We start from the raw sequence: 26,426 nt of genomic DNA, 5'->3' as shown, positions 1-26,426 counted from the left end.
GAATCGCTGGCTCGCGATGGGTCGGTTCATGCATGGCCGTCCCGCGGATGGCCGCCCCGTCCGATTCCACCTGGTAGATGGCGCGTCGTGGACGCCGCCGCGCGGTAAGGTCCAGAACGGGTGACGAAAACGCGTTCCCAAACATGCTTGAGGGGAACTGGGAAAAGGGCTGACGCTCCGACTCAGAGATCGACAACAGGAGAGGCATTTTGCGCGCAATGCGGCTGCCAGCCATACCGATCAAGGCCGGCTTCGGACCCGGAGCGGCGACCTGGGTGCTGCTGCAGCAGGTCGTCGTGCGCGGCCTCGTCGCCGTCAAGTTCCTCGTGATCGGGCGCATTCTCGGGCCGTCGGCAATCGGTCTCGCGAGCGTCGCGCTGCTCGCGGTCGCGATTGCCGAAGCGCTCTCCGATACCGGGCTCGCGCAAGCCGTCATACAGGGCCAGTCGTCGCCAACGCGCGCGGAGGCCGGCGCCGTCTGGACGACGCTCGCGACGCGCGGCCTGCTGATCGGTCTGCTGCTCGTGGCGAGTGCGCCGCTCATGGACGCGCAGTTCCACCTGGGCGGCGCGATCGGCCTCGTCCAGCTCGCCGCGCTGCTCCCGCTCTTGCGCGGGCTCGCCTCGCCCGCGTATTTCATCACGCAGCGCGAGCGCCATTTCCAGCATATTGCGGCGATCGAAATCTCGTCCTCGTGCCTTGACTGCGGCTTCGGCATTGCGCTCGCACTCGCTGGCGCGGGCCCGTACTCGCTGCTGCTCGGCATGATGATCGGCGAGGCCTTCAAGAGCGTCGTCACGTGGATCGCGCTCTCGCCGCGTCCGCCGATCCGGCTGCGCTGGTCGGGCATCGGCCATTACGTAGGGTTCAGCCGCTGGATCTGGGCGAGCAGCGTGATCATTCTCATCACCAACCAGTTCGACAAGGTGGTGGTGGGCAAGCTGCTCGGGCCGACGCAGCTCGGCGCCTGGCAGATGTCCTCGAAGCTCGCGCAAATGCTGCTCGCCGACGCCGCGCTCGCGCTGTCGCAGTATCTCTTCCCCACCTTCGCCGCGCATCATCGTGGCGGGCCGCAATCGGCCGCGCGCCTGTTCCGGCTGTATCTCATCGCGGCCGTGGCGGGGCTCGCGTGCGTGGTGATCGTGCTGCGCTTCGCCGCAGAGCCGCTCTTTTCGCTCGTGCTCGGCGCCGCGTGGCTGTCGGCCGTGCCGCTCTTTCGCATCTTCGTCATCAACATGGCGATCAGCGCGCTGAATTCGGTGCTCGCCTCGTATCTGCGCGCGGTGGGCGACGCGCGTGCCGTCACGGTTGCATCGCTGCTCCAGGTCGTGGCGCTCGTGGTGTCCGTGCCGCCTTCCTTGCATATGTTCGGTGTGACGGGTGTGGCATGGTCGATGACCTTCGGGCTGTCCTCGTGCGCGGCGTGGATGCTGTATCGCGTCTCGCGGCAGAAATAGGCCGGCGTGCAAAGGCGGGCGAGCGGGATTGAAGCGGGATTGAAGCGGCGATTCACGCCCGCAGCGCCGCTTCGACGATCTCGGCGAGCTGATGTCCGAGCGTAGGCGAGTTGAGCTGGCAGTACACCGCGTGCGCGGCGGCCGCGGCTGCGCGCATTTCGCCGGGCGGCATGGACCAGATGCGCCGCAGTGTGGCGCCGAGCGCCTGTGTGCCGCCGTCGCGCCCGAAGAAAAAGCCGGTGCGGCCGTCCTCGACATAGCCCGGCTCCGGCCCCATGTGCAGCGGCAGCCGGTCGTGCACGACGGGCGGCAGGCTCAACGCGAACATGTGCACGACGCTCAAGCCCGCCGAGCCCGGATAGCAGCCTACGCGGCAGCGCCGGCTGATGGTCGCGATGGCGTCGTCGTCGAACACCGCGCCATACCAGACCACGTAGCTGCGATCGCTGTATTTGCGCTTCAGGCGCTCGCCGTGCTCGCCGTCGCCGATCACGTGCAGCGTGATGTCGTTGCCTTCGGCATGAAGCTGCCCGACCACGTCGATGAGCGGTTCGATCTCCGAGCCTTCGCGCAGCCTGCCGATGAAGAGCACGCCGCTCTCGGCGCCCGTCTTGGTGGCGGGCTCCACACCGCACGAGACCGTGAGTGCGTTGTTCGCGACGACAAGCTTCGCGAGCGGGCAGCCGATCGCGACGAGCGAGCGCCGCGAAGCCTCGGTATAGCAGACGTAGCGCACGGCGAGCGCGACTGCAAGGCGGTAGCAGACCGTGCGCATGAGCCCCGCGCTCTCGTGCCGGTAGAGCCCCTGGCCGTGAATCAGCACGGGCACGCGCATCACGCGTCCGGCGAGGAGCGCAAGCCACAGCGACAGATAGCGAACGTCTGCAAAGATCAGGACTGCATCGGGACGTTCGAAAACGATGTGGCTCAGCACGCGGCTTTGCATGCGAATGCGCCGCGAGGGCAGACCCGCGAGACTCGCGATACGCGTTTCGACGAACTCGTCGCACTCGGGCTTCTCGCGCGAAAAGCCGTTGGCCTCGACTCCCTTGGAGCACGCAAACACCTTGACAGTGAAAAGTCGGTTGAGCGACTCGATGACTTCGATGCGATAGCGCGCGATCAACGGCTGCACGTAGAAGACCACTGGGCGTTCGAGCCGGGTGCCGGGTCCGGTTTCGCAAACCGTTGTCCCGGAAGAGAGGATCTCGTCTTCCGCTGGCTGGCTTCGACGTGTCGACGCAGTCATGTTGGGAGGATCTTTCCGGTGAGGCGGGTTAGTCGGTCATATTTGCGCGAATCCCTTTTAGCATTTGTAGGCGAGTCTTATCAAAAGAGGAATCCGAAAAATTCTATTGGACGGATTTACCGGACGGGGCTGCGCTATGGGTGATGCGTAATCGATAAAAGCGCAAAAATAGTGCAGTAAATGCGGATTTGATTCACAGAAAAGGAGAAGCGGTAAAAGGTTCGAAGCACGCTGTCAACGCGTGCTCGTTCACAAACAGTTGGAATCAGTCGTTGAATAGATTGTTTCGGACAACCTGAATCCGGCCCGACTAGCAGCCAAGGCCTCGTGCTAACCTCGATTCGAGTCGAAACGACCACCGGAATGCGGAGAATCCGATGACAACGCGCACGACCGATGATCTCGTGTCTTCCATGGCCTCGAAGGGCGCGAAGGCGCGCATGCGTGTCGCGGTGGTCGTCGCGACCAAGGGACGGCCAGGCGCCACCGCGTGGGTCGTGCGTCTGCTCGCGCGGCAAACGGTGCGGCCGGATCAGATCATCCTCTCGGGCAGCAGCGCAGACGACATCGGACCCTACGACGCCAACGGACTGCGCGTGGACGAAATCATCGGCACGGCGGGTTCGAGCGTGCAGCGCAATCGCGCGCTCGACGCGCTTGCGCCGGACATCGACGTCGTGATTTTCCTCGACGACGACTTCGCGCCCGAAGGTCACTGGATCGAGCTGTGCGTGGAATTGTTCGAGAGCGACGCGAAGCTCGTGGGCTTTTCCGGCCGCACGTTGCGCGACGGCGCGAACACGCAGCCGATCTCCTGGGAAGAAGCCGTTGCGCTCGTGGACGGTGCGCAGGCCGAAGTGATGCGGCGACCGCCGCTGCGGCCCTGCGTGGAACTGTACGGCTGCAACATGGCGTGCCGCGCGCAGGCTATCGCCGATCTGCGCTTCGACGAGCGTCTCGTGCTGTATGGCTGGCTGGAGGACAAGGACTTCTCGCGGCGCCTCGCGCGCCGCGGCTCGGTCGCGTACTGCGACTATCTGCTGGGCGTGCACCTCGGGCTGCGAGGCGGGCGCGTATCGGGCCGGCGCTTCGGCTATTCGCAGGTGGTCAACGCGATGTACCTGTGCAACAAGGGCGTGATGTCGCGCAAGGAAGCGACCAGCAACATCCTGCGCGCGCTCAGCATGAACTGCGTGAAGTCGGTGCGCCCGGAGGCGCATCTCGACCGGCGCGGCAGGCTCATCGGCAACGTGATCGGGATTGCCGATCTGTGCATGGGCGCGGTGCGGCCCGAGCGCGCCGAGCGGCTATGAATTCACGCGCGGCGCCGTGCGAGCGCGCCGCGCGCTGCGCTCAGTTGCCCGAACCGCGCGCAATGCGGCGCTGCTTGACCGCTTGCGCGAGGCCTTCGAGCACGCCCACGCTTTCGTCCCAGCCGATGCACGCGTCCGTGATGCTCTGGCCATAGGTCAGCTCGCAGCCTTCCTTCAGGTCCTGGCGGCCCGCCACGAGGTGCGACTCCACCATCACGCCGACGATGCGCTCGTCGCCCGCCGCCACCTGGCGGCCGATATCGGCGCACACCGGAATCTGGTTCTCGTGCTTCTTCGAGCTGTTCGCGTGGCTCGCGTCGATCATGAGGCGCGCGGCGAGACCCGCCTTGCCGATATCGCTGCATGCGGCGTTCACGCTATCCGCGTCGTAGTTCGGCGTCTTGCCGCCACGCAGAATCACATGGCAGTCCTCATTGCCCGCGGTCGAGACGATGGCCGAGTGGCCGCCCTTCGTCACCGAGAGGAAATGGTGCGGCTGCGAAGCGGCCTTGATCGCGTCGACGGCGATCTTCACGTTGCCGTCCGTGCCGTTCTTGAAGCCGACCGGGCACGACAATCCCGAAGCCAGCTCGCGGTGCACCTGCGATTCCGTTGTGCGCGCACCGATCGCCCCCCACGAGATGAGGTCGGCGATGTACTGCGGGCTGATCATGTCGAGGTATTCGGTGCCGGCGGGCAGGCCCAGTTCGTTGATCGAGACGAGCAGCTCGCGCGCGGTGCGCAGACCGTCGTTGATCTTGAAGCTGTTGTCGAGGTACGGGTCGTTGATGAGGCCCTTCCAGCCCACCGTCGTGCGCGGCTTCTCGAAGTACACGCGCATCACGATCTCGAGCTCGTTCTTGAAGCGCTTGCGCTCTTCGACGAGCCGCTTCGCGTAGTCGAGCGCGGCCTTCGTGTCGTGAATCGAGCACGGCCCGACGACGACGATCAGGCGGTCGTCCATGCCGTGCAGGATGCGGTGCATGGCGCGGCGCGATTCGAAGATCAGTGTGGAGGCGGCCTCCGAGCAGGGGAATTCGCGGATCAGGTGAGCGGGCGGCGTGAGTTCCTTGAGTTCGCGAATGCGGACATCGTCGGTGTTGTGCGGGGGCATGGTTGTTTTCTCCTGATCCTGGGTGCGTAGCGTGCGTCGTTCAGACGGTGCTTCAAATTCGGTTAGATGAAGGTGAGGCTCGAAAGTGAGGGCGAAAAACAAGGGCGAAAAAAAACCGCCAGGTTTGGCTGGCGGTTTCTCGTGTATTCGGGGTCCTGCGCGTACTATCAACCCTCTCGATCCGCCAGCGGTCTGAGATACCAAAAGAAGTAAAAGTAAAACTTCGTGGCGAACATGGCGGTCTGGGTCGGAACGTTCGTGACTTCGGTGCGTTACGTCGAAAAGGTTGTTTGCCTTTATAACCCGGCCTTCTCGTGGCTGGCAAGCGGGGTACGCTAAAAAAGCGGACTATCTGCAAAAAAATGATTCAGGTGCAGAAAATCCGCACGGTGATGCGGAATTCCCGCATCACCGTGCACGGAATGCGCGCGGGCCAGGGTCTTAAACCGTGCCGCCCACCGTCATGCGGTCGATGCGCAGCGTCGGCTGACCCACGCCCACCGGCACGCTCTGGCCCTCCTTGCCGCATACGCCCACGCCCGAGTCGAGGCGCATGTCGTTGCCGATCATGCTCACGTACTTGAGCGATTCCGGGCCGCTGCCGATGAGCGTTGCGCCCTTCACGGGGTAGCTGATCTTGCCGTTTTCGATCATGTAGGCTTCGGAGGCCGAGAACACGAACTTGCCGTTCGTGATGTCCACCTGGCCGCCGCCGAAGTTCACGGCATACAGACCGTTCTTCACCGAGCCGATGATTTCCTGCGGATCCTTGTCGCCGTTGAGCATGTACGTGTTGGTCATGCGCGGCATGGGCAGCGCGGCGTACGACTCGCGGCGGGCGTTGCCCGTCACGGGCATTTTCATGAGGCGCGCGTTCAGCGAATCCTGAATGTAGCCCTTGAGAATGCCGTCTTCGATCAGCGTCGTGCACTGCGTGGGGTTGCCTTCGTCGTCGATATTGAGCGAGCCGCGGCGGTTGGGCAGCGTGCCGTCGTCGACCACCGTCACGCCCTTCGCGGCCACGCGCTCGCCAATGCGCCCCGCGAACGCCGACGAGCCCTTGCGGTTGAAGTCGCCTTCGAGGCCGTGGCCGATCGCCTCGTGCAGCAGCACGCCGGGCCACCCCGGGCCGAGCACGACGGTCATCGCGCCGGCGGGCGCCGGGCGCGCTTCGAGGTTCACGAGCGCGGCGTGCACGGCGTCGTCCACGTACTTCGACAGGATGTCGTCGGTGAAATAGCCGTAGTCGTAGCGGCCGCCTCCGCCGCCGTTGCCGATTTCGCGGCGGCCGTTGTGCTCGGCGATCACCGTGACCGACACGCGCACGAGCGGGCGGATGTCGGCGGCGAGCGCGCCGTCGCTGCGTGCGACGAGCACCACGTCGTACTCGCCCGCGAGCGCGGCCATGACTTGCGTAATGCGCGGATCGCGTCCGCGCGCCATCTCCTCGATGCGCTCGAGCAGCTTCACCTTTTCGGTGGCGCCGAGCGAACTCAACGGATCGGACGGCAGGTACAGATCGCGGCCCGCAATGCCCGTGAGCGACTTCGCCACCTGGATTTTCTGCTTGCCGCCGCCGGCCCTGGCGATCGAGCGCGTGGCGATGGCGGCCTGGCGGATCGCTTCGGGCGAGAGGTCGTCGGAGTAGGCGAAAGCGGTGCGCTCGCCGGACACGGCGCGCACGCCGACACCCTGGTCGATGCTGAAGCTGCCCGACTTGACGATGCCTTCCTCGAGGCTCCAGGCCTCGCTGCGCGTGGTCTGGAAGTAAAGATCGGCGTAGTCGATGCGATGCGTGAAGATCTCGCCGAGCGTGCGCGTGAGCACTGCCTCGTCGAGGCCGTAGGGCGTGAGGAGCAGGTCCTTCGCGGTCGCCAGATTGCGGATGCCGGGTTCGATGATGTTCATGCGCTCTGTGGGATCAATCGATGAGTCTGTCAATGGAGATTCGGGCGCGGTGCTGCGAAATCAAGCGCCTTAAACGTAGAACACGCGTAGAACTCGCGTGGAATTCGATGGCGTTCATTCGCGGGGCCAGTTGTCGCGCGCGTTGCATGCGTTACGTGCGTCATGCGCAGTCGAGCACGCGGTGCCGCCACGCCGGAAGGCTCGCGCGCACGCTGGCGATGCGTTTGGGGTCGATGTCGCCGGCCACCACCCCTGCGCCTTCGTCGCGCACGTCGACGATCTCGCCCCACGGGTCGATCAGCATGCTGTGACCCCATGTGCGCCGACCGTTCTCGTGGGTGCCGCCTTGCGCCGCGGCGAGCACGTAGCACTGGTTCTCGATCGCGCGGGCGCGCAGCAGGAGTTGCCAGTGGGCGCGGCCGGTGGTGTAAGTGAACGCGGAAGGCACGACCATCAGTGCGCAGTCTCCCATGCGCCGATACAGCTCGGGAAAACGCAGATCGTAGCAGACCGACAGGCCGACCCGGCCGAACGGCGCCTCGAACGTGCGCACCTCGGCACCGGGCCGGATCGTGCGCGCTTCGTCGAATGATTCGGCGCCTTTTTCGAAGTTGAAGAGATGGATCTTGTCGTAGCGCGCGCGCTCCTCGCCGCTCGGGTCGAACACGAGCGTGGTGTTGAGCACGCGCGTTTCCTCGGGCGCTTTCAGCGGCAGGGTGCCGCCGATCACCCACACGCCATGGCGCTTCGCCGCATCGGCAAGAAAACGCTGAATGGGCCCGTCGCCGTGCGGCTCGCGGATCGCGAGCTTGTCGCTGTCCTTGTGACCCATGAAGCAGAAATATTCGGGCAGCAACACGAGGCGCGCGCCCGCGGCGGCGGCCTCGGCGATCAACTGGTCCGCTTCGGCGAGATTGCGCTCGCGATCGGGCGTGCTGACCATCTGCAGCGCGGCGACGCGAAACGGATCGGGAGAGGGAGCGCTCATCGGCAGATCTTGAATGGGTTCGGGGTACCTGGCGCGCATGCCGCGTGCCCGCGGCGCGGCGCACTTAATGGCAACTGGGCGCCTAATTCAGCGCACTGCGTCGGCGCACTGCGTCAGTGCGCTGCGTCAGTGCGCTGCGTCAGTGCGCTGCGTCAGTGCGCTGCGGCTGGCGCCTGCGCGTCCATCTTACCCTGATCGCCATGCAGCCGCTCGACGTGCGGTTTGGCCCACGGCCCCGTGATCGCGAAGTCCAGCGCGAACGCGTGCTCGAGCGTATGCGAGAGCACGACGTCGCCGATCAGCGCGCCGAGCCCGAAGAGCGGATTGATGATGGTCGCCGCGACCACGCCCGCGCCCGCGCTGACCGTCGGCACCACGTGCACGCGCAGGTCCTGGGTTTCGTGTGCGAGGTCCACGCTGCCCGTCATCGTCGCGCGCCCAGGTGCGGTGACGAGCCTGAAGTCGTTGGTGCTGCCAATGCCGTTCTGGATCTGCGCGGTGGCCGTCGCGCTCGTGAAGGGCAGGCCTTCGCCGATGATGTCGCGGAAGTCCATCGTTGCAAAGCGCGCGAGGCTCTGCAGGCTCAGCACGCCAAGCAGCCTTGCCACGCCCGGATCGACCTTGAGAATCTCGCCATGACGCAGGTCGAGCGCGAGGTTGCCGTTCAGCGACGGGAAGTCGATGCGCGTGGGGCCGCCTTGCCATTCCAGGTTGCCCGAGAGCGTGCCCGAGCCGTTCTTGAGCACGTGCGGCCTGCCGGCGCGTACGAGCAGCGCGCCGGCGTCCTTGATGTCGAGATGGAAGTCGAGCGCCGTGCGGCGCGGCGTTTGCATCCCGGCGGCCGCAGAGTCGTCGCCGGCTGCCGTGTCGCCCACCGCGCGCCAGTTTTCCGTGGCGGTGAGGTGCGCGTCCGGATTGCTGATGTCGAGCTGGTCGAGCTGCCAGACCGGCACGCCGTTGTCGTCGAAGTTGTGCGCATTCACCTGGAGGCGGCCGAGGTCGCGGTCGCGCACGATGAGCTGGTTCACGACGAGGTCGATCGACGGCATGTTCTGCGCGGGCTGCGACATCGCCTCACCGAGCAGGTCGTTTTCGGTGGCGGCGGGCACGGTGAGGCGCGCGAGCCGCGCTTCGAGCGTGCCGGGTGCGCCCGGCACGGCGCCCGGCTTCCACGAGACGTGGCCCGAGACCTGGTTGGAGGCGACGTTGGCCTGCCATTCGTTGCCGCGCCCGCCGGTGCGCGACGCGCCGAGCACGACGTTCTCCCAGTGCCGCTTGAGCAGCGTGAGCATGCCGACGTGGACCGCGAAGCGCGACGGCAGGAACTGGCCGACCGCGCCGTTGGGCGCGAGCGGCGACGAGGCGGCGGCAGGTGCGGCCGCTGCCGCCGCGGTGGCCGACGCCGGGCTTGGCGGCGCGGCAGCGGGGTTGACCGCCGCCGCTTCGGAGGCCGCCTGTGGGGCGGCGTTTTGAGCTTGCCTTTCTGCTGCCCTTTCTGCAGCGGTTCGCGGCGGGGGAACCGGCGCGGCCGCCGCCGTCGCCGTGCGCGCAGGCGCCGAGCCTTGCGCTTGCAAGGCTGCCGTGCCGCGCATCTGCTGCACCACGGCGCGCCAGGCGTCGGCGTCGAAGGCGGGCAGGTCGACGGCGGCGGTCACGCCTTCCGACGGCAGATCCGCGGGCCGGTTCATCCCGATCGCACCGCGCACCACTTCGGGCACGTGACCCGGATGGCGGCGCATCACGTAACGCGCGGCAAGCGGCCCGAGCGTGAGTTCCGCATGTTCGAAGGCGGCGTCGTCGGCCCTCGCATCGGCGCCGGTGGCGGATTCGGCGGGCGCGCCCGTGCCGGGCTGCAATTCGAAGTTCAGCGGCATGGGCGTGCCGGCCGCCTTGCCGAACGGCGCGGGCAGGTCGAGCGCGAGGCCCGTGAGATCGGCGTTGGCCTTCACGTCGGGCAGGCGGCCGCGCTGGCCGGCCACGGAAAGCGAGTAGGGCGCCGCGCCCGACAGGCGCCCGATCGCCGCCGCCGCCATGCCGTGCAGGTTCAGGCCGCGCGCCGCATCGACCGCCACGTCGCCCGCCACGTTCACCGCATAGTGCCCGTCGTCGCGCATTGCGCCGCTTGCGCGCAGGTCGCCGCCGAGGAAGCGCGCCGTGAGCCGGTCGACATTGGCGCTGTGGTTCGTGAAGCGCACCTGTCCGGTGAGGTTCGAGACGGGCGGCACGTTCTTCGCCGTGAGCGTGTTGTTTTCGAAGCCGATGGCGCCCGCGAGCAACACCTTCGGCATCGGATGGCGCGGGATCGTGAGCTTGAGCGCGAGCGTGGACTGCCCCTGCGCGCGCACCTTCGTGGTGGCGTGCTTCGTCATGTAACCGATCGAGCTGTTCTCCGCGTAGTCGAGCAGATCCGCGAGCGGCCCGCGCCCGCTGCCCTCGATCACGATATCGGAGCCCTTGATGCCCAGCTCCTCGATGCGCCCGCTCACGTTGCGCAGCACGAAGTTGCGATAGTGGCCGCGATCGACGTCGAAGCGCAGCTTGTTCTCATGCAGCTTGAACACGCCGTCGATGCCGTCGAAAGCGGGCCAGACGTTCGGCGCGCCGCTGCGCATCTTGCGCGGCGGGAACGGCGACGGGTCGAAGCGCCCGCCCGTGAACGGGGCAACGATGCGGAACTGGCCCGCATCGGGGTTGCGCGAGTAGGGGAATTGGGTGAGGTCGCCGTGAATCTCGATCGTCGCGCCCTTCGACAGGCCCGCCTGCAGGCCGTGGCCGAGGTAGATGCGCGTCTTCTCGGCGATGGCGGTGGGCAGGTAGCGCGGGATGGCCTTCACCCTGGCCTCGTCGAAATGTGCGACGAGGTCGAGCGAGCCGCGTCCCTTGCCGGGGTTCGTGTAGTGCGCGGTCATCTTCGCGCGCGCGTCGGCGTTCTCGACGCCCAGGTTCGCGACATCGACGGTGAACGCCTTCAGCCGGTTGCCGGGTTCGCGCCCGGCGGCCACGGTCCATTTGGCCGCGCCGTAGAGCCGGTCGAACGTGAGGCGCGGATTGTCGAACACGCCCGGCAGCGTGATGGCCACGCTGTTCGTGTCGAGGTCGATGGTGCCGTGCGACTCGTCGGCGTCGATGTGCCCCCAGAGGTTCTCGACCCCCGGCAGGCCCGCGCGCGGGTGGCCGCGCGGCGTGAGGCCCGGCCCCGGCTCCTGCGCGTTCACGCTGATGCCCTGCAGGTCGCCTTTGAAGCGATAGTGGGTGACTGGCTCGACGCCCGTGGAGCGCTGCTCGGCGGCCGCTTCGCCCGCCTCGGGCTTCGCGCGCTCAAGGGAGAGATCGTAGTTCGCCACCAGCCCACGCGGGTCGAAGCGCACGAGCGCGCCCTGCACCCGCCCGGGCAGCGGCAGCGCGCGCATGAACTCGGCGAGGATGCCGAGATCGATGCGGTCGCCGCGCACGCTCATCAACTGGCCGTGCTGGAGTGTTTGCTGACGAAAGCGCGCGTCGAGCGTCGTGAGCGCGAGCGAGCGCATGAGCGGCGTGCCGTCGTCGAGCGGCGGCTGGCCCAGTTCCGCGTGGAAGTCGCGCAGCTTGAGCGTGTAGTCGCTGGGCTGGATGCCCAGGCTCCAGTGGAAGCTCGCAACCGGCATGTCGAGGAGGGGCTGCGTGGGCCGCGTGCGCAGCGAAACGTTTGAGCCTTCCAGCGCGCCGCTCGCCTCGAGAATGCGTCCATTCGAGAAGCGCGCCCAGATCGCGTTGTCGATGCGCCCCGCGTAGGTGGCAATCGGAAAGTTGATGTAGCGCGCGAGCGTAGGCAGATCGACGGGGCCGGTCGAGAGGTAGGTGTCGCCCGTCCAGCTGATCGGCTTGCCGGCCTGCGCGTAGTGCGCGTGCGTGAAGTGCGCGCGGAAGTCGAGCGGGCCGTGCAGCACGGCGCCTTCGGCGGGCGCCTGGAGCGCGATGCGGTGATCGTAGCCGTCGTTGAGAATCGCGAGGCGAATATGCGAGAGCGCGAGGTCGGGCACGTCGCGCGTGGCGTCGTGCCAGCGCAGCGTGCCGCCGCGCAGCACGATGGCCTGCTGGCGCATGAGCCAGGTCGTGAAGGTGGCATTGCCCGTGTGTGCCGTGGGCACCGGCACGCCTGCCACGGTGAGCGTGCCGTCGTCCTCGCGCGCGATGTGCACGTCGGGCTGCTCGACCACGATGCTCGAGAGCAGCGGTTCGAGCAGCACGACCGAGCGCCACGACACCGAGGCGGTGGCGTGCGGCACGTCGAGCGCGATATTGCCGTGGCGGTCGCGGATCGTCAGACCGGTGACGTCGATGCCGGGCTGGAAGCCCGACCAGTGCGGCGCAAGCTTGCCGATGCGGAATTCGGCGTGAATCTTCGAGGAGACGATCTGCTCGATGCGCGGACGGAAGTTGTCCACGTACGGCAGCACGACATAGCGCAGCCCGAGCAGCAGGACCGAGACGATGAAATACAGGACGAGCGCGATGATCGCCAGCACGCGCAACGTGTGGCGCAGGACCGGGTGATGATGGTGCGGACCCCCTGGCTCGGTAGCCTGGCTGGCATGTCCAGATTGGGGTAGGCCGGCGTGATCGTTTCGCTCGGACATGCTGCGGCGGGTGGGGTATGGTAGCGTTGCGTTCTAACGACGAAATGTATCACAGAGGGCTGTCAGAACGACCATCCGGGGAAGCCGGGATGGCCGCGCGGCGCGTGACACGCATGATTTCTTGCACTGCAGTGGCGGCTATGCCGGGCGCATCGGCGAGGCCGGCCGCGCGAGCCGGCGGGCGGTGCATGCGTGGCGCGGGGCGAACCCTCGCGGTCGAGTCATCGGTATCGGCATCGTCATCGTCATACCGGCAACGTCATCAACCCAGGCGCGCGCGGCGAAACAACAGCGAACAGCGGGCCCTTCCGGCAAGCAGCACTTCATGACCGACATCCCTCTTCTGAGTTCCAGCTATTCCCGCTATGCAGCACGTGCTTACGCCGCGCGCCCCGGCCTGGCGGCGCAGGTCGAGGCGCTGGCAGCCGCGCCGCTCTCGCGCGAACGCATCGTCGCGCGGCTCGACGCGTTGAGTGAGCAACGGCTCGCTGCAGCAAACGCCGCACCTGGCGCGCCGCTCGACGACGAGCAGTTGAAGACGGTCCTGCGCCAGTTGCGCGTGGAAGTGATCTGCGCCGTGATGGAGCGGGACCTCGGCGGGGTGGCCGACGTCCCCGAAGTGACCGGCAGCATGACCGATCTCGCCGAAGTCACGATCCAGCGCGCGCTCGCCTGCGTGAGCGCCGACCTCGAGACGCTCTTCGGCGAGCCGCGCGGCCCGGGCGGCGAGCGCCTCACGCTCGGCGTGGTGGGCATGGGCAAGCTGGGCGGGCGCGAGCTGAACGTTTCGTCCGACATCGACCTGATCTTCGTCTACGAGGACGATGGCGAAACCACGGGCGGCCAGCGCCCGCCCATCGCCACGCAGGACTTCTTCACGCGCGTGGGCAAGCGCCTGATCGGCGCCTTGAGCGATGTGACGGCCGATGGCTTCGTGTTTCGCGTGGACATGCGCCTGCGCCCGAACGGCGACTCCGGGCCGCTCGTGTGCAGCCTCGGCATGCTCGAAGAGTACTTCTACGTGCAGGGCCGCGAGTGGGAGCGCTATGCGTGGATCAAGGGGCGGCTCGTTTCCGGCGACGACAGCGACAGCGCGCTGCGTCTTGCACGCCAGCTCGATTCGCTCGTGAAGCCGTTTGTCTACCGGCGCTATCTGGACTTCGGCGTGATCAGCGCGATCCGCTCGCTGCACGTGCAGATTCGCCAGGAAGCGCAGCGGCGCGCCATGATGCGCCCCGACAAGGCCGACGACATCAAGCTCGGGCGCGGCGGGATTCGCGAGATCGAGTTCAGCGCCCAGGTGTTCCAGCTCATTCGCGGCGGCCAGGATGCGGGCTTTCGCGTGCGCCCGACGCTCGCGGTGCTCGGCTACGCTGCCGCGCGCGGACTGATCGCGCCGCAGGTGTGCGGCGAGCTCACGCGCGCCTACAACTTTCTGCGCGACCTCGAGCATCGCCTGCAGTATCGCGACGACGCGCAAACGCATGCCATGCCTGTCGATGCCGGGGAGCGCGCGGCGCTCGCGAACTCGATGGGCTTGGCCGACTACGCCGCGCTGATGACGGCACTCGACGGCCACCGCGACAACGTCGAGCGCCAGTTCGTGCAGATCTTCTCCGACAAGGTGGGCGGCGAGGGCGGCTGCGGCGCGTCCGAAGACGGCGCGGCGGCATGGGTCTGGAGCGGCGCGCTCACGGAAGAGGGCGCCGGCGACTCGTTGCTCGAACGTCTCACGGAGCTGGGCATCGACGACCCCGCGCCGCTGCTCGCGCGCCTGCGCGGACTCTGGCAGTCGTCGCGTTACGTGGGCCTGCCCGAGAAGAGCCGCGAGCGCTTCGACAGCGTCGCGCAGCGCGCGCTCGAAGCCGCGCGCACGCTCGAGCCGCGTGAGCGCCGCGGCGACACGCTCGCGCGCATGTTCGACCTGCTCGAAACCGTGATCAGGCGCGGCGCATATCTCGCGCTGCTCTGCGAATATCCGGATGCGCTCAACCGCGTGCTCAAGGTACTGGGCGGCTCGCGCTGGGCGGCGGGCTATTTGATCCGCCATCCGCAACTGCTCGACGAACTGCTCGACGACGAGGCGGTTGCGTCGCCCTTCGACTGGCCCGAGTTCTCGCGCCTGCTGCGCGCGCGCCTCGCGGCGGCAGCCGACGTCGAGCAGCAGATGGACCTGCTGCGCCACGCGCATCAGGCCGAGGTGTTCCGCATCCTGCTCAACGACCTGGCGGGGCGGCTCTCGGTGGAGCACGTGAGCGACCGGCTCTCCGAGCTTGCCGACGCCGTGCTCGACGTGACCATCGAGACCGTCTGGAAGCAGTTCGCGAGGCGCCATCGCGAGGTGCCGCGCTTCGCGGCGATCGCGTATGGGAAGCTCGGCGGCAAGGAGCTGGGCTACGCGTCGGACCTCGACATCATCTTCCTGTACGAAGACGAGGACGAGCGCGCCTCGGAAATCTACGCGACCTTCGCGCGCCGCCTCATTACATGGCTCACCACGGCCACCGGCGCGGGCACGCTGTTCGACGTCGATCTGCGCTTGCGGCCGAACGGCGAGTCGGGCCTGCTCGTGACCGACCTCGACGCGTTCCGCCGCTACCAGCTGCGCGAAGGCGATGCGGCGAACACGGCGTGGGTCTGGGAGCACCAGGCGCTCACGCGCGCGCGCTTCTCGGCCGGGGACGCGGCGATCGGCAGCGCGTTCGAGGCGATCCGCGTGCAGGTGCTGACCACGCCGCGCGACGCCGCACCGCTCGCGAAGGAAATCGTGGAGATGCGCCAGCGCGTGGAAGACGGCCACCCGAACCGCACCGAACTCTTCGACCTCAAGCACGACCGCGGCGGCATGGTGGACATCGAGTTTCTCGTCCAGTACTGGGTGCTGCTGCACGCGGCACAGGACCCCGCGCTGATCCGCAACACGGGCAATATCGCGCTGCTGCGCGAAGTGTCGCGCTTCGGGCTCATGAGCGAGGAGGAGGCCGAGACGATAGGCTCGGCGTACCGGCTTTACCGCAAGCTGCAGCACCAGTTGCGGCTCGACGGCATGGAGAAGGCGCGCGTCGATCCGGCGCGTGTGGAGCGCGAGCGCGGGGCCGTGCTGGCGCTGTGGAAGCGCGTGTTCGGAGCGCGGGGGGAAGCTTAGCGCGCGAGCGCGAGGCGTCGATGGCCGGTGCGCTTGATGTGCCCGGTGCGCTTGATGCGCCCGATGCGCGAGGCGCAGTCTCGCTCAGGCCGCCAGCATCTCTTTCGCGTGGCGCCGCGTCGTCGCGGTAATCTCCAGCCCGCCCAGCATGCGCGCGACTTCTTCCACGCGGCCGCCCCTGTCTAGCGGCGTGACGGCCGAGACCGTGCCGCCGTTGCCGTCGCCGGACTTCGCCACCTGGAAGTGATGGTCGCCGCGCGCCGCGACCTGCGGCAAGTGCGTGACGCACAGCACCTGGCGCGCGCGCCCGAGCTGGTGCAGCAAACGTCCCACCACTTCGGCGACGCCCCCGCCAATGCCCGTATCGACTTCGTCGAAGATCAGGGTGGGCGTGGGACTCGCCGCGCTCGCGATCACGGCGAGCGCGAGGCTGATGCGAGCGAGTTCGCCGCCCGAGGCGATCTTCGCGAGCGGGCGCAGCGGCACGCCGGCATGGCCCGCCACGCGGAATTCGATCTGCTCCAGACCATGTGCGCTGCCGATCGGCTCGCCAGTCGAGCTGCTGCCGAGCGCCACGAGCGCGACCTCGAAGCTGCCGCCCGCCATCGACAGTTCCTGCATGCCTTGCGTGACTGCCGCGCCGAGCGCCTTTGCCGCCCTGGCGCGCGCCTTCGAGAGCTGACGCGCCTGCACGAGATAGGCGTCCTGCGCCTTCTGCTGCGCGGCGCGCAGGCCGTCGAGATCGGACGCGGCGTCGAGCGCCGCGAGCTGCTGGCGGCGTGCCGCGTGTTCCTCGGGAAGCGCCTCGGCCGCCAGGCGGAACTTGCGCGCCGTCGAATGCAGCGCGTCGAGCCGCCGTTCCACCTGCGCGAGATGTTGCGGATCGAGATCGAGACGTTGCGCGTAATGCGAGAGCGAGTACGCCGCTTCCTGAATCTGGATCGCGGCCGGTTCGAGCGCGGCGAGCGCATCGTTGAGTTCGGCATCGACCTCGGCGAGAGAGCGCAGCTTCGAGACGATCGAATTCAGCTGCGAGAGCATCGCCTCATCGGATTCGGATAGCGCCGCGAGCGCGCCTTGTACGCCTTCGATCAGGTTAGCCGAGTTCGAAAGCCGCACGTGCTCCGCGTTCACTTCTTCCCATTCGCCCGGCTGCGGCGCGAGCTTGTCGAGCTCGGCGAGCTGCCACGCCAGGCGTTCGCGCTCGAGCTGCAGTTCGCGGTCGCGCGACATGGCGCTTTGCAGCGCGAGACGTGCGTCGCGCGCCTCGCGCCACGCGCGCGTGACGGCGGTGGCGAGATCCGTGAGGCCGGCGTGCGTATCGAACAGTTCGCGCTGCGCGTCGGGGCGCATGAGCAGCTGGTGCGCGTGCTGGCCGTGGATGTCCATGAGCATCTCGCCCAGCTCGCGCAGTTGCGCGAGCGTGGCGGGCGTGCCGTTGATGAAGGCACGCGAGCGCCCGCCGTTGTCCACCACGCGACGCATCATGACCGTGTGCTCGCCGTCGCCGTTCGTGAGCGCCTGCTCGTCGAGCCACAGCGCGGCATGCGCCGGCACATCGAACTCGGCGGTGATGTCGGCGCGGCTCTCGCCCGTGCGCACGACACTCGCGTCGGCGCGCGCGCCGAGCGTGAGGGCGAGGGCGTCGATCAGGATCGACTTGCCCGCGCCGGTTTCGCCGGAAAACACGGTGAAGCCGCTGTCGAATTCGAGGTCGAGCGTGGCGACGATCACGAAGTCGCGAATCGAGAGGTGGCGAAGCATGGCGTCTGGTTCTGCTTTTTTTGGGTTGCCCTTGATTACCGTGGGACCGCTGGCTGTGTGGAAACCGCGTGGCTACCGCGTGGAAACTGCGTGGCAACGGACGCGCGCTTCACGCGAAGACGTGGCCCTAGTCCTCCGGATCGCCCTGCAGCGAGGGGTGCTCGTTCCAGTGCAGCTTCTTGCGCAGCGTGCGGTAATAACTGTAGCCGACCGGGTGCAGGAAGGGCACGGTGTGGCGCGAGCGGCGCACCTCGATCACGTCGTTCAGCTCCAGCGCGGTGAACGACTGCATGTCGAAGTTCACGTTGACGTCGCGGCCCGCCACGATCTGGATGCTCACCTTGCAGTCGTCGGGCAGCACGATGGGGCGGTTCGAGAGCGCGTGCGGCGCGATCGGCACGAGCACGATGCCTTGCAGCTGCGGATGCAGGATCGGCCCCTGCGACGAGAGCGCGTAGGCGGTCGAGCCCGTGGGCGTTGCGACGATCAAACCGTCGGAGCGCTGGTTGTACATGAAGCGGCCATCCACGTTCACGCGCAGTTCGGCCATGCCCGAAAAGCCGCTACGGTTGACGACCACGTCGTTGAAGGCGAGCGCGTGGTAGATCGGGTCGCCGTCACGCGTGATGCGCGACTCCAGCAGCGAGCGCTCCTCGCGCTCGAACGAACCCGCGAGCAGTTGCGGCACGACCTCCTGCATCTCGGAGAACGCGATGTCGGTGATGAAACCGAGCCGCCCGTGGTTGATGCCGATGAGCGGCGTGCGGTAGGGCGCGAGCTGGCGGCCGATGCCGAGCATCGTGCCGTCGCCGCCGAGCACGACGGCCACGTCCGCGCGCGCGCCGATTTCGGCAGGCTGCAGCGCGGGATAGCCTTGCGCGCCGATTTCCTCTGCGGTTTGCGCTTCGAACACGACCTCGAAGCCGCGCTTCGAAATCGTCTGGGCGAGCGCTGTCAGCGGCTCGGCAATGCCTGGCGTATTGCTGCGCCCAACGAGCGCAACCGTCTTGAACTGGCTCTGGATCTTCTGGATCTGCATGCCGGCATTACACCATAGTCAGGTCGCGAAAAGAACCTGGCGCAAGCCGGGCGCAGCCCGCCAGGCCTTGCGCGCCGCACCTTTCAGCCCGAAGCCGGTGACACGCCGATGACAACGCGCGATGTACCGGGCGAAGTGACGTACCGAAGTGCCGTGCTGCAGTGCGATACCGCAGTGCCGTGCCGCAGTGTCGTGCCGCGGTGTCCTGCAATACGGCCGGCGACGGCGGCCGATCCAGGCCCGCCCGCGCTGCGCGTCTGCCGCCGGGCCCGGCCTGGCGGCGCACTCGCGGCCAAAGCGCCATTAGGCTAAAATTTTGAGTCATGCTAGACCCCCGCGCACAAACCCTCCTCAAGACGCTGATCGAGCGCTACATCGCCGAAGGTCAGCCGGTCGGCTCGCGCACGCTGTCGCGCTATTCCGGCCTGGAGCTGAGCCCGGCGACGATCCGCAACGTCATGTCGGACCTCGAGGAGCTGGGTCTCGTGTCCAGCCCGCATACCTCGGCCGGGCGTGTGCCCACGCCGCGCGGCTACCGGCTGTTCGTCGACACCATGCTCACCGTCGAGCCCAGTACCGACGACGACGCGCTCACGCGCGCGGTGAAGACCACGCTGCGCCCCGGCGAGCCGCAGAAAGTGGTGGCGGCCGCCGCCAGCGTCCTCTCGAACCTCTCGCAGTTCGCGGGCGTGGTGCTGACGCCCCGGCGCAGCCACGTATTCAAGCAGATCGAGTTCATGCGCCTGTCCGACAAGCGCATCCTGCTCATCATCGTGACGCCCGAAGGCGACGTGCAGAACCGCATCATGGCGACGCAGCGCGACTTCACGCCTTCCGAGCTCATCGAAGCCTCGAATTACATCAACGCGCACTTCGCGGGCCTGTCGTTCGACGAGGTGCGCCGCCGCCTGCGCGAGGAAATCGACGCGCTGCGCGGCGACATGACCGCGCTCATGCACGCGGCCGTGACCGCCAGCACCGAAGAGCCCGAGAGCGGCGACACCGTGCTCATTTCCGGCGAGCGCAACCTGCTCGAAGTGGCCGACCTTTCCTCGGACATGGCGCGCCTGCGCAAGCTATTCGACGTGTTCGACCAGAAAACCAGCCTCCTGCAGCTGCTCGACGTCTCGAGTCACGCGCAGGGCGTGCAGATTTTCATTGGCGGCGAGTCGCAACTCGTGCCGATCGAGGAAATGAGCGTGGTGACCGCTCCCTACGAGGTAAACGGCAAGATCGTGGGCACGCTCGGCGTGATCGGCCCCACGCGCATGGCGTACAACCGCGTGATCCCGATCGTCGACATCACCGCGCGCCTGCTCTCGCTCACGCTCAGCCAGAACTGAGCGCCGCGCCGCACAGCGGGCGCCCCCAGCCTTTGCGTCGATCATCCCCGAAAGGCGTGCCGCGCGCCATCGGCCGAATGGCCAACGCGCGATGAGTGCGCGATGCGTTGCCGCGTCGCAGAGGCCGGTTTGGCCCGCCAGGGTCGCCCGCTATAATGCTTGTTTCGTGCAACCGTTGCTGCGCATTCGCGCGGCGCCACTGATCGCCTATGCGTTTCGACCTGGAGCGGCCTTCGCAGTCCGCCGCGGCGCATCGCGTCGCCGTGCTGCTCATCAACCTGGGCACGCCGGACGCGCCCACGCCGCGCGCTGTGCGCCGCTATCTCGCGCAGTTTCTCTCCGATGCACGCGTGGTCGAGATTCCGGCGCCGGTCTGGCAGGTGATCCTGCGCGCGCTGATTCTGCCGTTTCGCGGCCGCTCGTCGGCAAGGAAGTACGCGGCGGTCTGGACGCCCGAGGGTTCGCCGCTGCGCGTGCACACGCAAAAGCAGACCGACGGCCTGCGCCATCTGCTGCAGATCAACGACTACACGGTCCTCGTCGATTACGCGATGCGCTACGGCACGCCCGACATCCCGGCGATGCTGAACCAGCTCAAGCTGGCGGGCGCGGAACGCATCCTGCTCATGCCGATGTATCCGCAGTACTCGGCGTCGACCACGGCCACGGCGTTCGACGCGGCCTTCGCCGCGCTGCGCCGCATGCGCAACCAGCCGGAAATCCGCACGGTGCGCGGCTATCACGACCATCCGGCGTATATCGCGGCGCTCGCGGCCCAGGTGCACCAGTACTGGCATGCGCACGGCAAACCCGATTTCGCGGCGGGTGACCGGCTCGTGCTGAGCTTTCACGGCGTGCCGAGCCGTACGCTCGATCTGGGCGACCCGTACCACGACCAATGCCAGCAAACGGCCGCGCTCCTCATGCACGCGCTGGAGCTGACGCCGGTCGAATGCCGGGTGACCTTCCAGTCGCGCTTTGGGCGGGCGCAGTGGCTCCAGCCGTACACGGCGCCCACGCTGCGGGAGCTGGGCGCGGGCGGCGTGCGCCGTGCGGATGTGTTCTGCCCCGGTTTCACGGCGGACTGCCTCGAGACCATCGAGGAAATCGGCATGGAAGTGCGTGACGAATTCCTGCACGGCGGCGGCAAGGAATTTCACCGCATTGCGTGCCTGAATGCCTCGCCGGCATGGATCTCGGCACTAGGCGAGATCGTTGCGCAGCACCTGCAGGGCTGGCCCGTGCAGGCTCCGGCGCCGGCTGGCGCAGTGGCCTGACCCAGCGAACTGGGCGATCCGGAAAGCTTCTGATGAACTACAAGATTTCGACTGAACCTGGCGCGCGGCTGCGCATCGACAAATGGCTATGGGCCGCGCGCTTCTTCAAGACGCGCTCGCTAGCCTCCGACGCCGTGGGCAAGGGGCGCGTGCGCATTGGCGGCGACGCCGTGAAGGCGTCGAAGGACGTGCGCGTGGGCGACCTCGTCGAAATCGAGATCGATCACGTGGTGTGGGAGGTGCAGGTGCTGGGCATTTGCGAGGTGCGCGGACCCGCCAGCATCGCGCAGACGCTCTATGCGGAAACCGAAGCCGGGCGCCAGAGACGCGCGGCGGAGCAGGACCGGCGCCGGCTCTTTCGCGAACCGGCTGCCGTGTTGCAGGGCAGGCCGACCAAGCGCGACCGCCGCACTATCGACAAATTTTCGCGTGAGGGTTGAAGAGCGCTTCCATCGTGGCGTGCACGCCCCCGTATTCCGTCGTGTTTTCGTTCACGGCGCCCGACATGCAGATGGTCGTAGTTCCGGCGATGAGTACCAGCGCGACCACCGATATGGCAAAGGTCAGTTTCACGGTACTCCCCTTGGGATTGCAGCAAAACGGCCAGTTTCGGGGCCCGGTCAGCGTCTTTATGTGCGGCGATGCCGCTGAAAAATGTGCTGACCGCAGGCCCGTTCGGTGCGGTGCCGGGCTCAGGGTAAACGCGCCATGAGCAGCACCTGTTCCTGAGTGTAGGTCAGGGATGTCCCTTACTCAATTTCATTTTTGCGGCGCTGCAGTAATGGTTGTAACGAGCGATTTCGCGGTCCGGATGTCTGCATAAAAAAGCCGCGGGAGCCCCTTGAAACAAGCGATCCGGCACCCAAGTGCTGTCGCAATGTACGAAGCCTCTGTCGCGTTGGCACAACGCTCGCCGGCGCAGCAGAGCGGGGCGCGCAAGGGCGCCCGAAGCTTTGTCCCCTTTTTTCACTATTCAACGACGTTCAGCGACATGGAAAACACGCAAGAGAACCCGACGAGCCAGAACACCACGCCCGCGGACGAGGCGTCGCAGGCAGCCCAGCCCCAGCCGGCTGAAGCGGCCGGGCAGGCAGCCCAAGGCGGCGTGGACCAGAACGCTGCGGCGCTTGCCGAGGCCGCACTGGCCGAAGCCCAGGCGAAAATCGCCGAATTGCAGGACGCTTTCGTCCGCGCCAAGGCCGAGACCGAGAACGTGCGCCGCCGCGCGCAGGAAGACGTCGCCAAGGCGCACAAGTTCGCGATCGAAAACTTCGCCGAGCATCTGCTGCCGGTGATGGACAGCCTCGAAGCCGCACTCGCCCATAACTCGGACGACCTCGCCAAGGTCAACGAAGGCGTCGAGCTCACGCTGCGGCAACTGACCGGCGCGCTCGAGAAGGGCAAGGTCCTCGCCATCAACCCCGTGGGGGAGAAGTTCGACCCGCACCGTCACCAGGCCATCTCGATGGTGCCGTCCGGGCAGGAAGCGAACACGGTGGTCAGCGTGCTGCAAAAGGGCTATGTGATCGCCGACCGCGTGCTGCGTCCGGCGCTCGTGACCGTTTCGGCACCGAAGTAAGAAAGATGTAAGGAGCGCGGTGGCCTGAAGGAACCCAAAGGAAAATCCCAAAAGGCCCTGCGATTGAAAAAAATGATGGAACGCATAGCCTAAACCCCTTGAAATCGCCGTAGCGGCACTCATTTGGGCAGCAGTTCCGTATTGAAGTGGACGCCAGCCGCGCACAAGGGAAAACGCGGCTCGAGCAAGCTGACCTGCGCAGCGCGAAAGCGGCGTCCGCACAGCGACCAAATTCTGGAGATTTGACAAAAATGGGCAAAATCATCGGTATCGACCTCGGCACCACCAACTCGTGCGTGGCGCTGATGGAAGGCAATCAGGTCAAGGTGATCGAGAACTCGGAAGGCGCCCGTACGACGCCGTCGATCATCGCCTACATGGACGACAACGAAGTGCTGGTCGGCGCACCGGCCAAGCGCCAGTCGGTCACCAACCCGAAGAACACGCTGTACGCCGTCAAGCGCCTGATCGGCCGCCGCTTCGAAGAGAAGGAAGTGCAAAAGGACATCGGTCTGATGCCCTACAAGATCGTCAAGCACGACAACGGCGACGCATGGGTCGAAGCGCATGGCACGAAGCTCGCGCCTTCGCAGGTTTCGGCCGAAGTGCTGCGCAAGATGAAGAAGACCGCTGAAGACTACCTCGGCGAGCCCGTCACGGAAGCCGTGATCACGGTTCCCGCCTACTTCAACGACAGCCAGCGTCAGGCCACCAAGGACGCAGGCCGCATCGCCGGTCTGGAAGTCAAGCGCATCATCAACGAGCCGACGGCAGCCGCGCTCGCGTTCGGTCTGGACAAGGCCGAAAAGGGCGACCGCAAGATCGCCGTGTTCGACCTCGGCGGCGGCACGTTCGACATCTCGATCATCGAAATCGCGGATGTGGACGGCGAAATGCAGTTCGAAGTGCTCTCGACCAACGGCGACACGTTCCTCGGCGGCGAAGACTTCGACCAGCGCATCATCGATTACATCATCGGCGAGTTCAAGAAGGAGCAGGGCGTCGACCTCTCGAAGGACGTGCTCGCGCTGCAACGCCTGAAGGAAGCCGCTGAAAAGGCCAAGATCGAGCTGTCGTCGGGCCAGCAGACCGAAATCAACCTGCCGTACATCACGGCGGACGCATCGGGTCCGAAGCACTTGAACCTGAAGATCACGCGCGCCAAGCTGGAAGCGCTGGTCGAAGACCTGATCGAGCGCACCATCGAGCCGTGCCGCGTGGCGATCAAGGACGCAGGCGTGAAGGTCGGCGACATCGACGACGTGATTCTCGTCGGCGGCCAGACGCGTATGCCGAAGGTGCAGGAAAAGGTGAAGGAGTTCTTCGGCAAGGATCCGCGCCGCGACGTGAACCCGGACGAAGCCGTGGCCGTTGGCGCCGCGATCCAGGGCCAGGTGCTGTCGGGCGACCGCAAGGACGTGCTGCTCCTCGACGTGACCCCGCTCTCGCTCGGTATCGAGACGCTCGGCGGCGTGATGACGAAGATGATCAACAAGAACACCACCATCCCGACCAAGCACGCACAGGTCTACTCGACGGCGGACGACAGCCAGTCGGCCGTGACGATCAAGGTGTTCCAGGGCGAACGCGAAATGGCGGCGGGCAACAAGCTGCTGGGCGAGTTCAACCTCGAAGGCATTCCGCCCGCACCGCGCGGCGTGCCGCAGATCGAAGTGACCTTCGACATCGATGCGAACGGCATTCTGCACGTGGGCGCGAAGGACAAGGCCACCGGCAAGGAAAACAAGATCACCATCAAGGCGAACTCGGGTCTGTCGGAAGCCGAAATCGAGAAGATGGTGAAGGACGCCGAAGCGAACGCGGAAGAAGATCACCGTCTGCGTGAGCTGGCCGACGCGCGCAACCAGGGCGACGCACTGGTTCACAGCACGAAGAAGGCCGTGGCCGAGTACGGCGACAAGATCGACGCTTCCGAAAAGGAAAAGATCGAAGCCGCGCTGAAGGACCTCGAGGAAACGCTGAAGAGCTCGTCGGCCGACAAGGCGACGATCGAGGCGAAGGTCGAGGCGCTGTCGGCAGCGTCGCAGAAGCTCGGCGAAAAGATGTACGCCGACATGCAGGCCCAGCAGGCAGGCGCGGCGGGTGCAGCCGGCGCGGGTGCCGCAGGTGCTGCCGAGCAGGGCGCGCAGGACAACGCGGACGACGTGGTCGACGCCGAGTTCAAGGAAGTCAAGAAGGACTAAGCCGGTTCGTGGCGGTCACGACCGTTCTGCCTGATCAGCGCACGGTCGTGATCCGGTCAAAGCGGCTACGAAGGCGGCCGCATCGGTTACGATGCGTGTCAGCATTGCAGCGCCTGGCGAGCCATCCGGCTCTCCGGGCACATTTGTTTTATGGAGGCCGTTCTCTTTCAGGGGCCGCCGCGGCGTGAGAAACGCCTGTGCGGATGTTCGAGGGAGCGGCAAACGGGTCACGAGATCCAGCATTCAAGAGGAGCCGGCGCGCGCCGTGAAGCGCGAGGCCGGCGTTGAACCGATATGGCGAAACGGGATTACTACGAGGTTCTGGGCGTCGCGAAGAACGCGAGCGACGACGAAATCAAGAAGGCATATCGCAAGCTCGCGATGAAGTATCACCCCGACCGCAATCCGGACAACAAGGATGCGGAAGAGCATTTCAAGGAGGCCAAAGAGGCCTATGAAATGCTGTCGGACTCGCAAAAGCGCGCTGCTTACGACCAGTACGGCCACGCCGGTGTCGATCCCAACATGGGCGGCGCGGGCGCGCAGGGCTTCGGCGGTTTCGCGGACGCTTTCGGCGACATCTTCGGCGATATCTTCGGCCAGGCCGCGGGTGGCCGCGGCGGCCCGCGCGGCGGCCCGCAGGTGTATCGCGGCGCGGACCTGCGTTACAGCATGGAAATCACGCTGGAGCAGGCGGCGCACGGTTACGAGACGCAAATCCGCGTGCCGGGCTGGAGCGGCTGTGAAGTGTGTCACGGCTCGGGCGCGAAGCCCGGCACGAAGCCCGAAACCTGCCCGACCTGCCATGGTTCGGGTTCGGTGCGCATGTCGCAAGGCTTCTTCAGCATCCAGCAAACCTGCCCGAAGTGCCACGGCACCGGCTCGTACATTCCTGAACCCTGCACGAACTGCCACGGCGCAGGCAAGGTGAAGGAGACCAAGACGCTCGAAGTGAAGATTCCGGCGGGCATCGACGACGGCATGCGCATTCGCTCGGCCGGCAACGGCGAGCCTGGCATCAACGGCGGGCCGTCAGGCGATCTGTACGTCGAGATCCACATCAAGCAGCACGCGGTGTTCGAGCGCGACGGCGACGACCTGCACTGCCAGATGCCGATTCCGTTCACCACGGCGGCGCTGGGCGGCGAGATCGAAGTGCCGACGCTGGCGGGCCGCGCGAGTTTCACGGTGCCCGAAGGCACGCAGTCGGGCAAGACGTTCCGTCTGCGCGGCAAGGGCATCAAGGGCCTGCGTTCGAGCATCGCCGGCGATCTGTACGTGCACGTCCAGGTGGAAACGCCGGTCAAGCTCACCGAACACCAGCGCGAGATGCTCCAGCAGTTCGAAAAGTCGCTCGTGGAAGGCGGTTCGCGCCACAGCCCGCAAAGCAAGAGCTGGTTCGACCGCGTGAAGAGCTTCTTCGACTGATG

General features: G+C 66.7%; 16 protein-coding genes. 9 read left to right on the top strand and 7 right to left on the bottom strand.

Going from position 1 to position 26,426, the window contains the following annotated elements; all coding sequences use genetic code 11:
* Window positions 1–209: 209 nt before the first annotated feature.
* Window positions 210–1,457 (top strand): oligosaccharide flippase family protein, encoded by a 1,248-nt coding sequence (locus tag C7411_RS16285; RefSeq protein WP_110385294.1) that lies wholly within the window; start codon window positions 210–212, stop codon window positions 1,455–1,457.
* A gap of 52 nt (window positions 1,458–1,509) precedes the next feature.
* Here the strand turns inward: C7411_RS16285 and C7411_RS16280 are convergent, their stop codons facing one another.
* Entirely contained in the window at window positions 1,510–2,706 is a 1,197-nt protein-coding gene (locus C7411_RS16280; RefSeq protein WP_110385293.1) for a glycosyltransferase, read from the bottom strand.
* Window positions 2,707–3,083: 377 nt separating this feature from the next.
* On the opposite strand from C7411_RS16280, the gene C7411_RS16275 reads away from it, so the two are divergent.
* Entirely contained in the window at window positions 3,084–4,019 is a 936-nt protein-coding gene (locus C7411_RS16275; protein WP_243413184.1) for a glycosyltransferase family 2 protein, read from the top strand.
* 40 nt (window positions 4,020–4,059) lie between these two features.
* On the opposite strand, the gene aroG is transcribed toward C7411_RS16275, so the two are convergent.
* The 4 genes from aroG to C7411_RS16255 form a co-directional block, all read right to left on the bottom strand.
* Window positions 4,060–5,133: a 3-deoxy-7-phosphoheptulonate synthase AroG gene (gene aroG, locus C7411_RS16270; protein ID WP_110385292.1), complete on the bottom strand. Its 1,074-nt coding sequence runs from the start codon at window positions 5,131–5,133 to the stop codon at window positions 4,060–4,062.
* Window positions 5,134–5,574: 441 nt separating this feature from the next.
* The gene (tldD, locus tag C7411_RS16265; RefSeq protein ID WP_110385291.1) at window positions 5,575–7,041 is read right to left on the bottom strand and encodes a metalloprotease TldD; all 1,467 of its coding nucleotides are present in this window, start codon (window positions 7,039–7,041) and stop codon (window positions 5,575–5,577) included.
* Window positions 7,042–7,201: 160 nt separating this feature from the next.
* The gene (locus C7411_RS16260) at window positions 7,202–8,029 is read right to left on the bottom strand and encodes a carbon-nitrogen hydrolase family protein (protein ID WP_110385416.1); all 828 of its coding nucleotides are present in this window, start codon (window positions 8,027–8,029) and stop codon (window positions 7,202–7,204) included.
* Between the two features lie 152 nt (window positions 8,030–8,181).
* Window positions 8,182–12,645, bottom strand: coding sequence for a YhdP family phospholipid transporter (locus C7411_RS16255; RefSeq protein ID WP_110385290.1), 4,464 nt, complete (start codon window positions 12,643–12,645; stop codon window positions 8,182–8,184).
* 325 nt (window positions 12,646–12,970) lie between these two features.
* Here C7411_RS16255 and glnE point away from each other — a divergent pair, with 325 nt between their 5' ends.
* Window positions 12,971–15,790 (top strand): bifunctional [glutamate--ammonia ligase]-adenylyl-L-tyrosine phosphorylase/[glutamate--ammonia-ligase] adenylyltransferase, encoded by a 2,820-nt coding sequence (gene glnE, locus C7411_RS16250; RefSeq protein ID WP_110385415.1) that lies wholly within the window; start codon window positions 12,971–12,973, stop codon window positions 15,788–15,790.
* An 84-nt stretch (window positions 15,791–15,874) separates the two neighbouring features.
* Here the strand turns inward: glnE and recN are convergent, their stop codons facing one another.
* Window positions 15,875–17,554, bottom strand: coding sequence for a DNA repair protein RecN (recN, locus tag C7411_RS16245; protein ID WP_110385289.1), 1,680 nt, complete (start codon window positions 17,552–17,554; stop codon window positions 15,875–15,877).
* A 127-nt stretch (window positions 17,555–17,681) separates the two neighbouring features.
* Window positions 17,682–18,593, bottom strand: a complete 912-nt coding sequence (locus C7411_RS16240) for an NAD kinase (protein ID WP_028202022.1) — start codon at window positions 18,591–18,593, stop codon at window positions 17,682–17,684.
* Window positions 18,594–18,916: 323 nt separating this feature from the next.
* On the opposite strand from C7411_RS16240, the gene hrcA reads away from it, so the two are divergent.
* The 6 genes from hrcA (at window position 18,917) to dnaJ (ending at window position 26,424) form a co-directional block, all read left to right on the top strand.
* A complete protein-coding gene (gene hrcA, locus C7411_RS16235; RefSeq protein WP_110385288.1) occupies window positions 18,917–19,936 on the top strand; it encodes a heat-inducible transcriptional repressor HrcA in 1,020 nt (339 codons plus the stop codon).
* 209 nt (window positions 19,937–20,145) lie between these two features.
* Window positions 20,146–21,213: a ferrochelatase gene (gene hemH, locus C7411_RS16230; protein WP_110385287.1), complete on the top strand. Its 1,068-nt coding sequence runs from the start codon at window positions 20,146–20,148 to the stop codon at window positions 21,211–21,213.
* A gap of 32 nt (window positions 21,214–21,245) precedes the next feature.
* Complete coding sequence (locus tag C7411_RS16225) at window positions 21,246–21,653, top strand: RNA-binding S4 domain-containing protein (RefSeq protein WP_110385286.1); 408 nt, start codon at window positions 21,246–21,248, stop codon at window positions 21,651–21,653.
* Window positions 21,654–22,204: 551 nt separating this feature from the next.
* Window positions 22,205–22,792: a nucleotide exchange factor GrpE gene (grpE, locus tag C7411_RS16220; RefSeq protein ID WP_110385414.1), complete on the top strand. Its 588-nt coding sequence runs from the start codon at window positions 22,205–22,207 to the stop codon at window positions 22,790–22,792.
* Between the two features lie 251 nt (window positions 22,793–23,043).
* Window positions 23,044–24,996 carry a molecular chaperone DnaK gene (gene dnaK / locus C7411_RS16215; protein ID WP_110385285.1) on the top strand — a complete coding sequence of 651 codons (1,953 nt, stop codon included), beginning with the start codon at window positions 23,044–23,046 and terminating at the stop codon, window positions 24,994–24,996.
* Window positions 24,997–25,290: 294 nt separating this feature from the next.
* On the top strand, window positions 25,291–26,424 hold the full coding sequence (dnaJ, locus tag C7411_RS16210) for a molecular chaperone DnaJ (RefSeq protein WP_110385284.1): 1,134 nt from the start codon (window positions 25,291–25,293) through the stop codon (window positions 26,422–26,424).
* Window positions 26,425–26,426 lie beyond the last annotated feature (2 nt).

The sequence above is a fragment of the Paraburkholderia silvatlantica genome (assembly GCF_003096715.1).
Taxonomy (GTDB): Bacteria; Pseudomonadota; Gammaproteobacteria; order Burkholderiales; family Burkholderiaceae; genus Paraburkholderia; species Paraburkholderia silvatlantica.
This window is presented reverse-complemented; position numbering and strand designations above follow the sequence as displayed.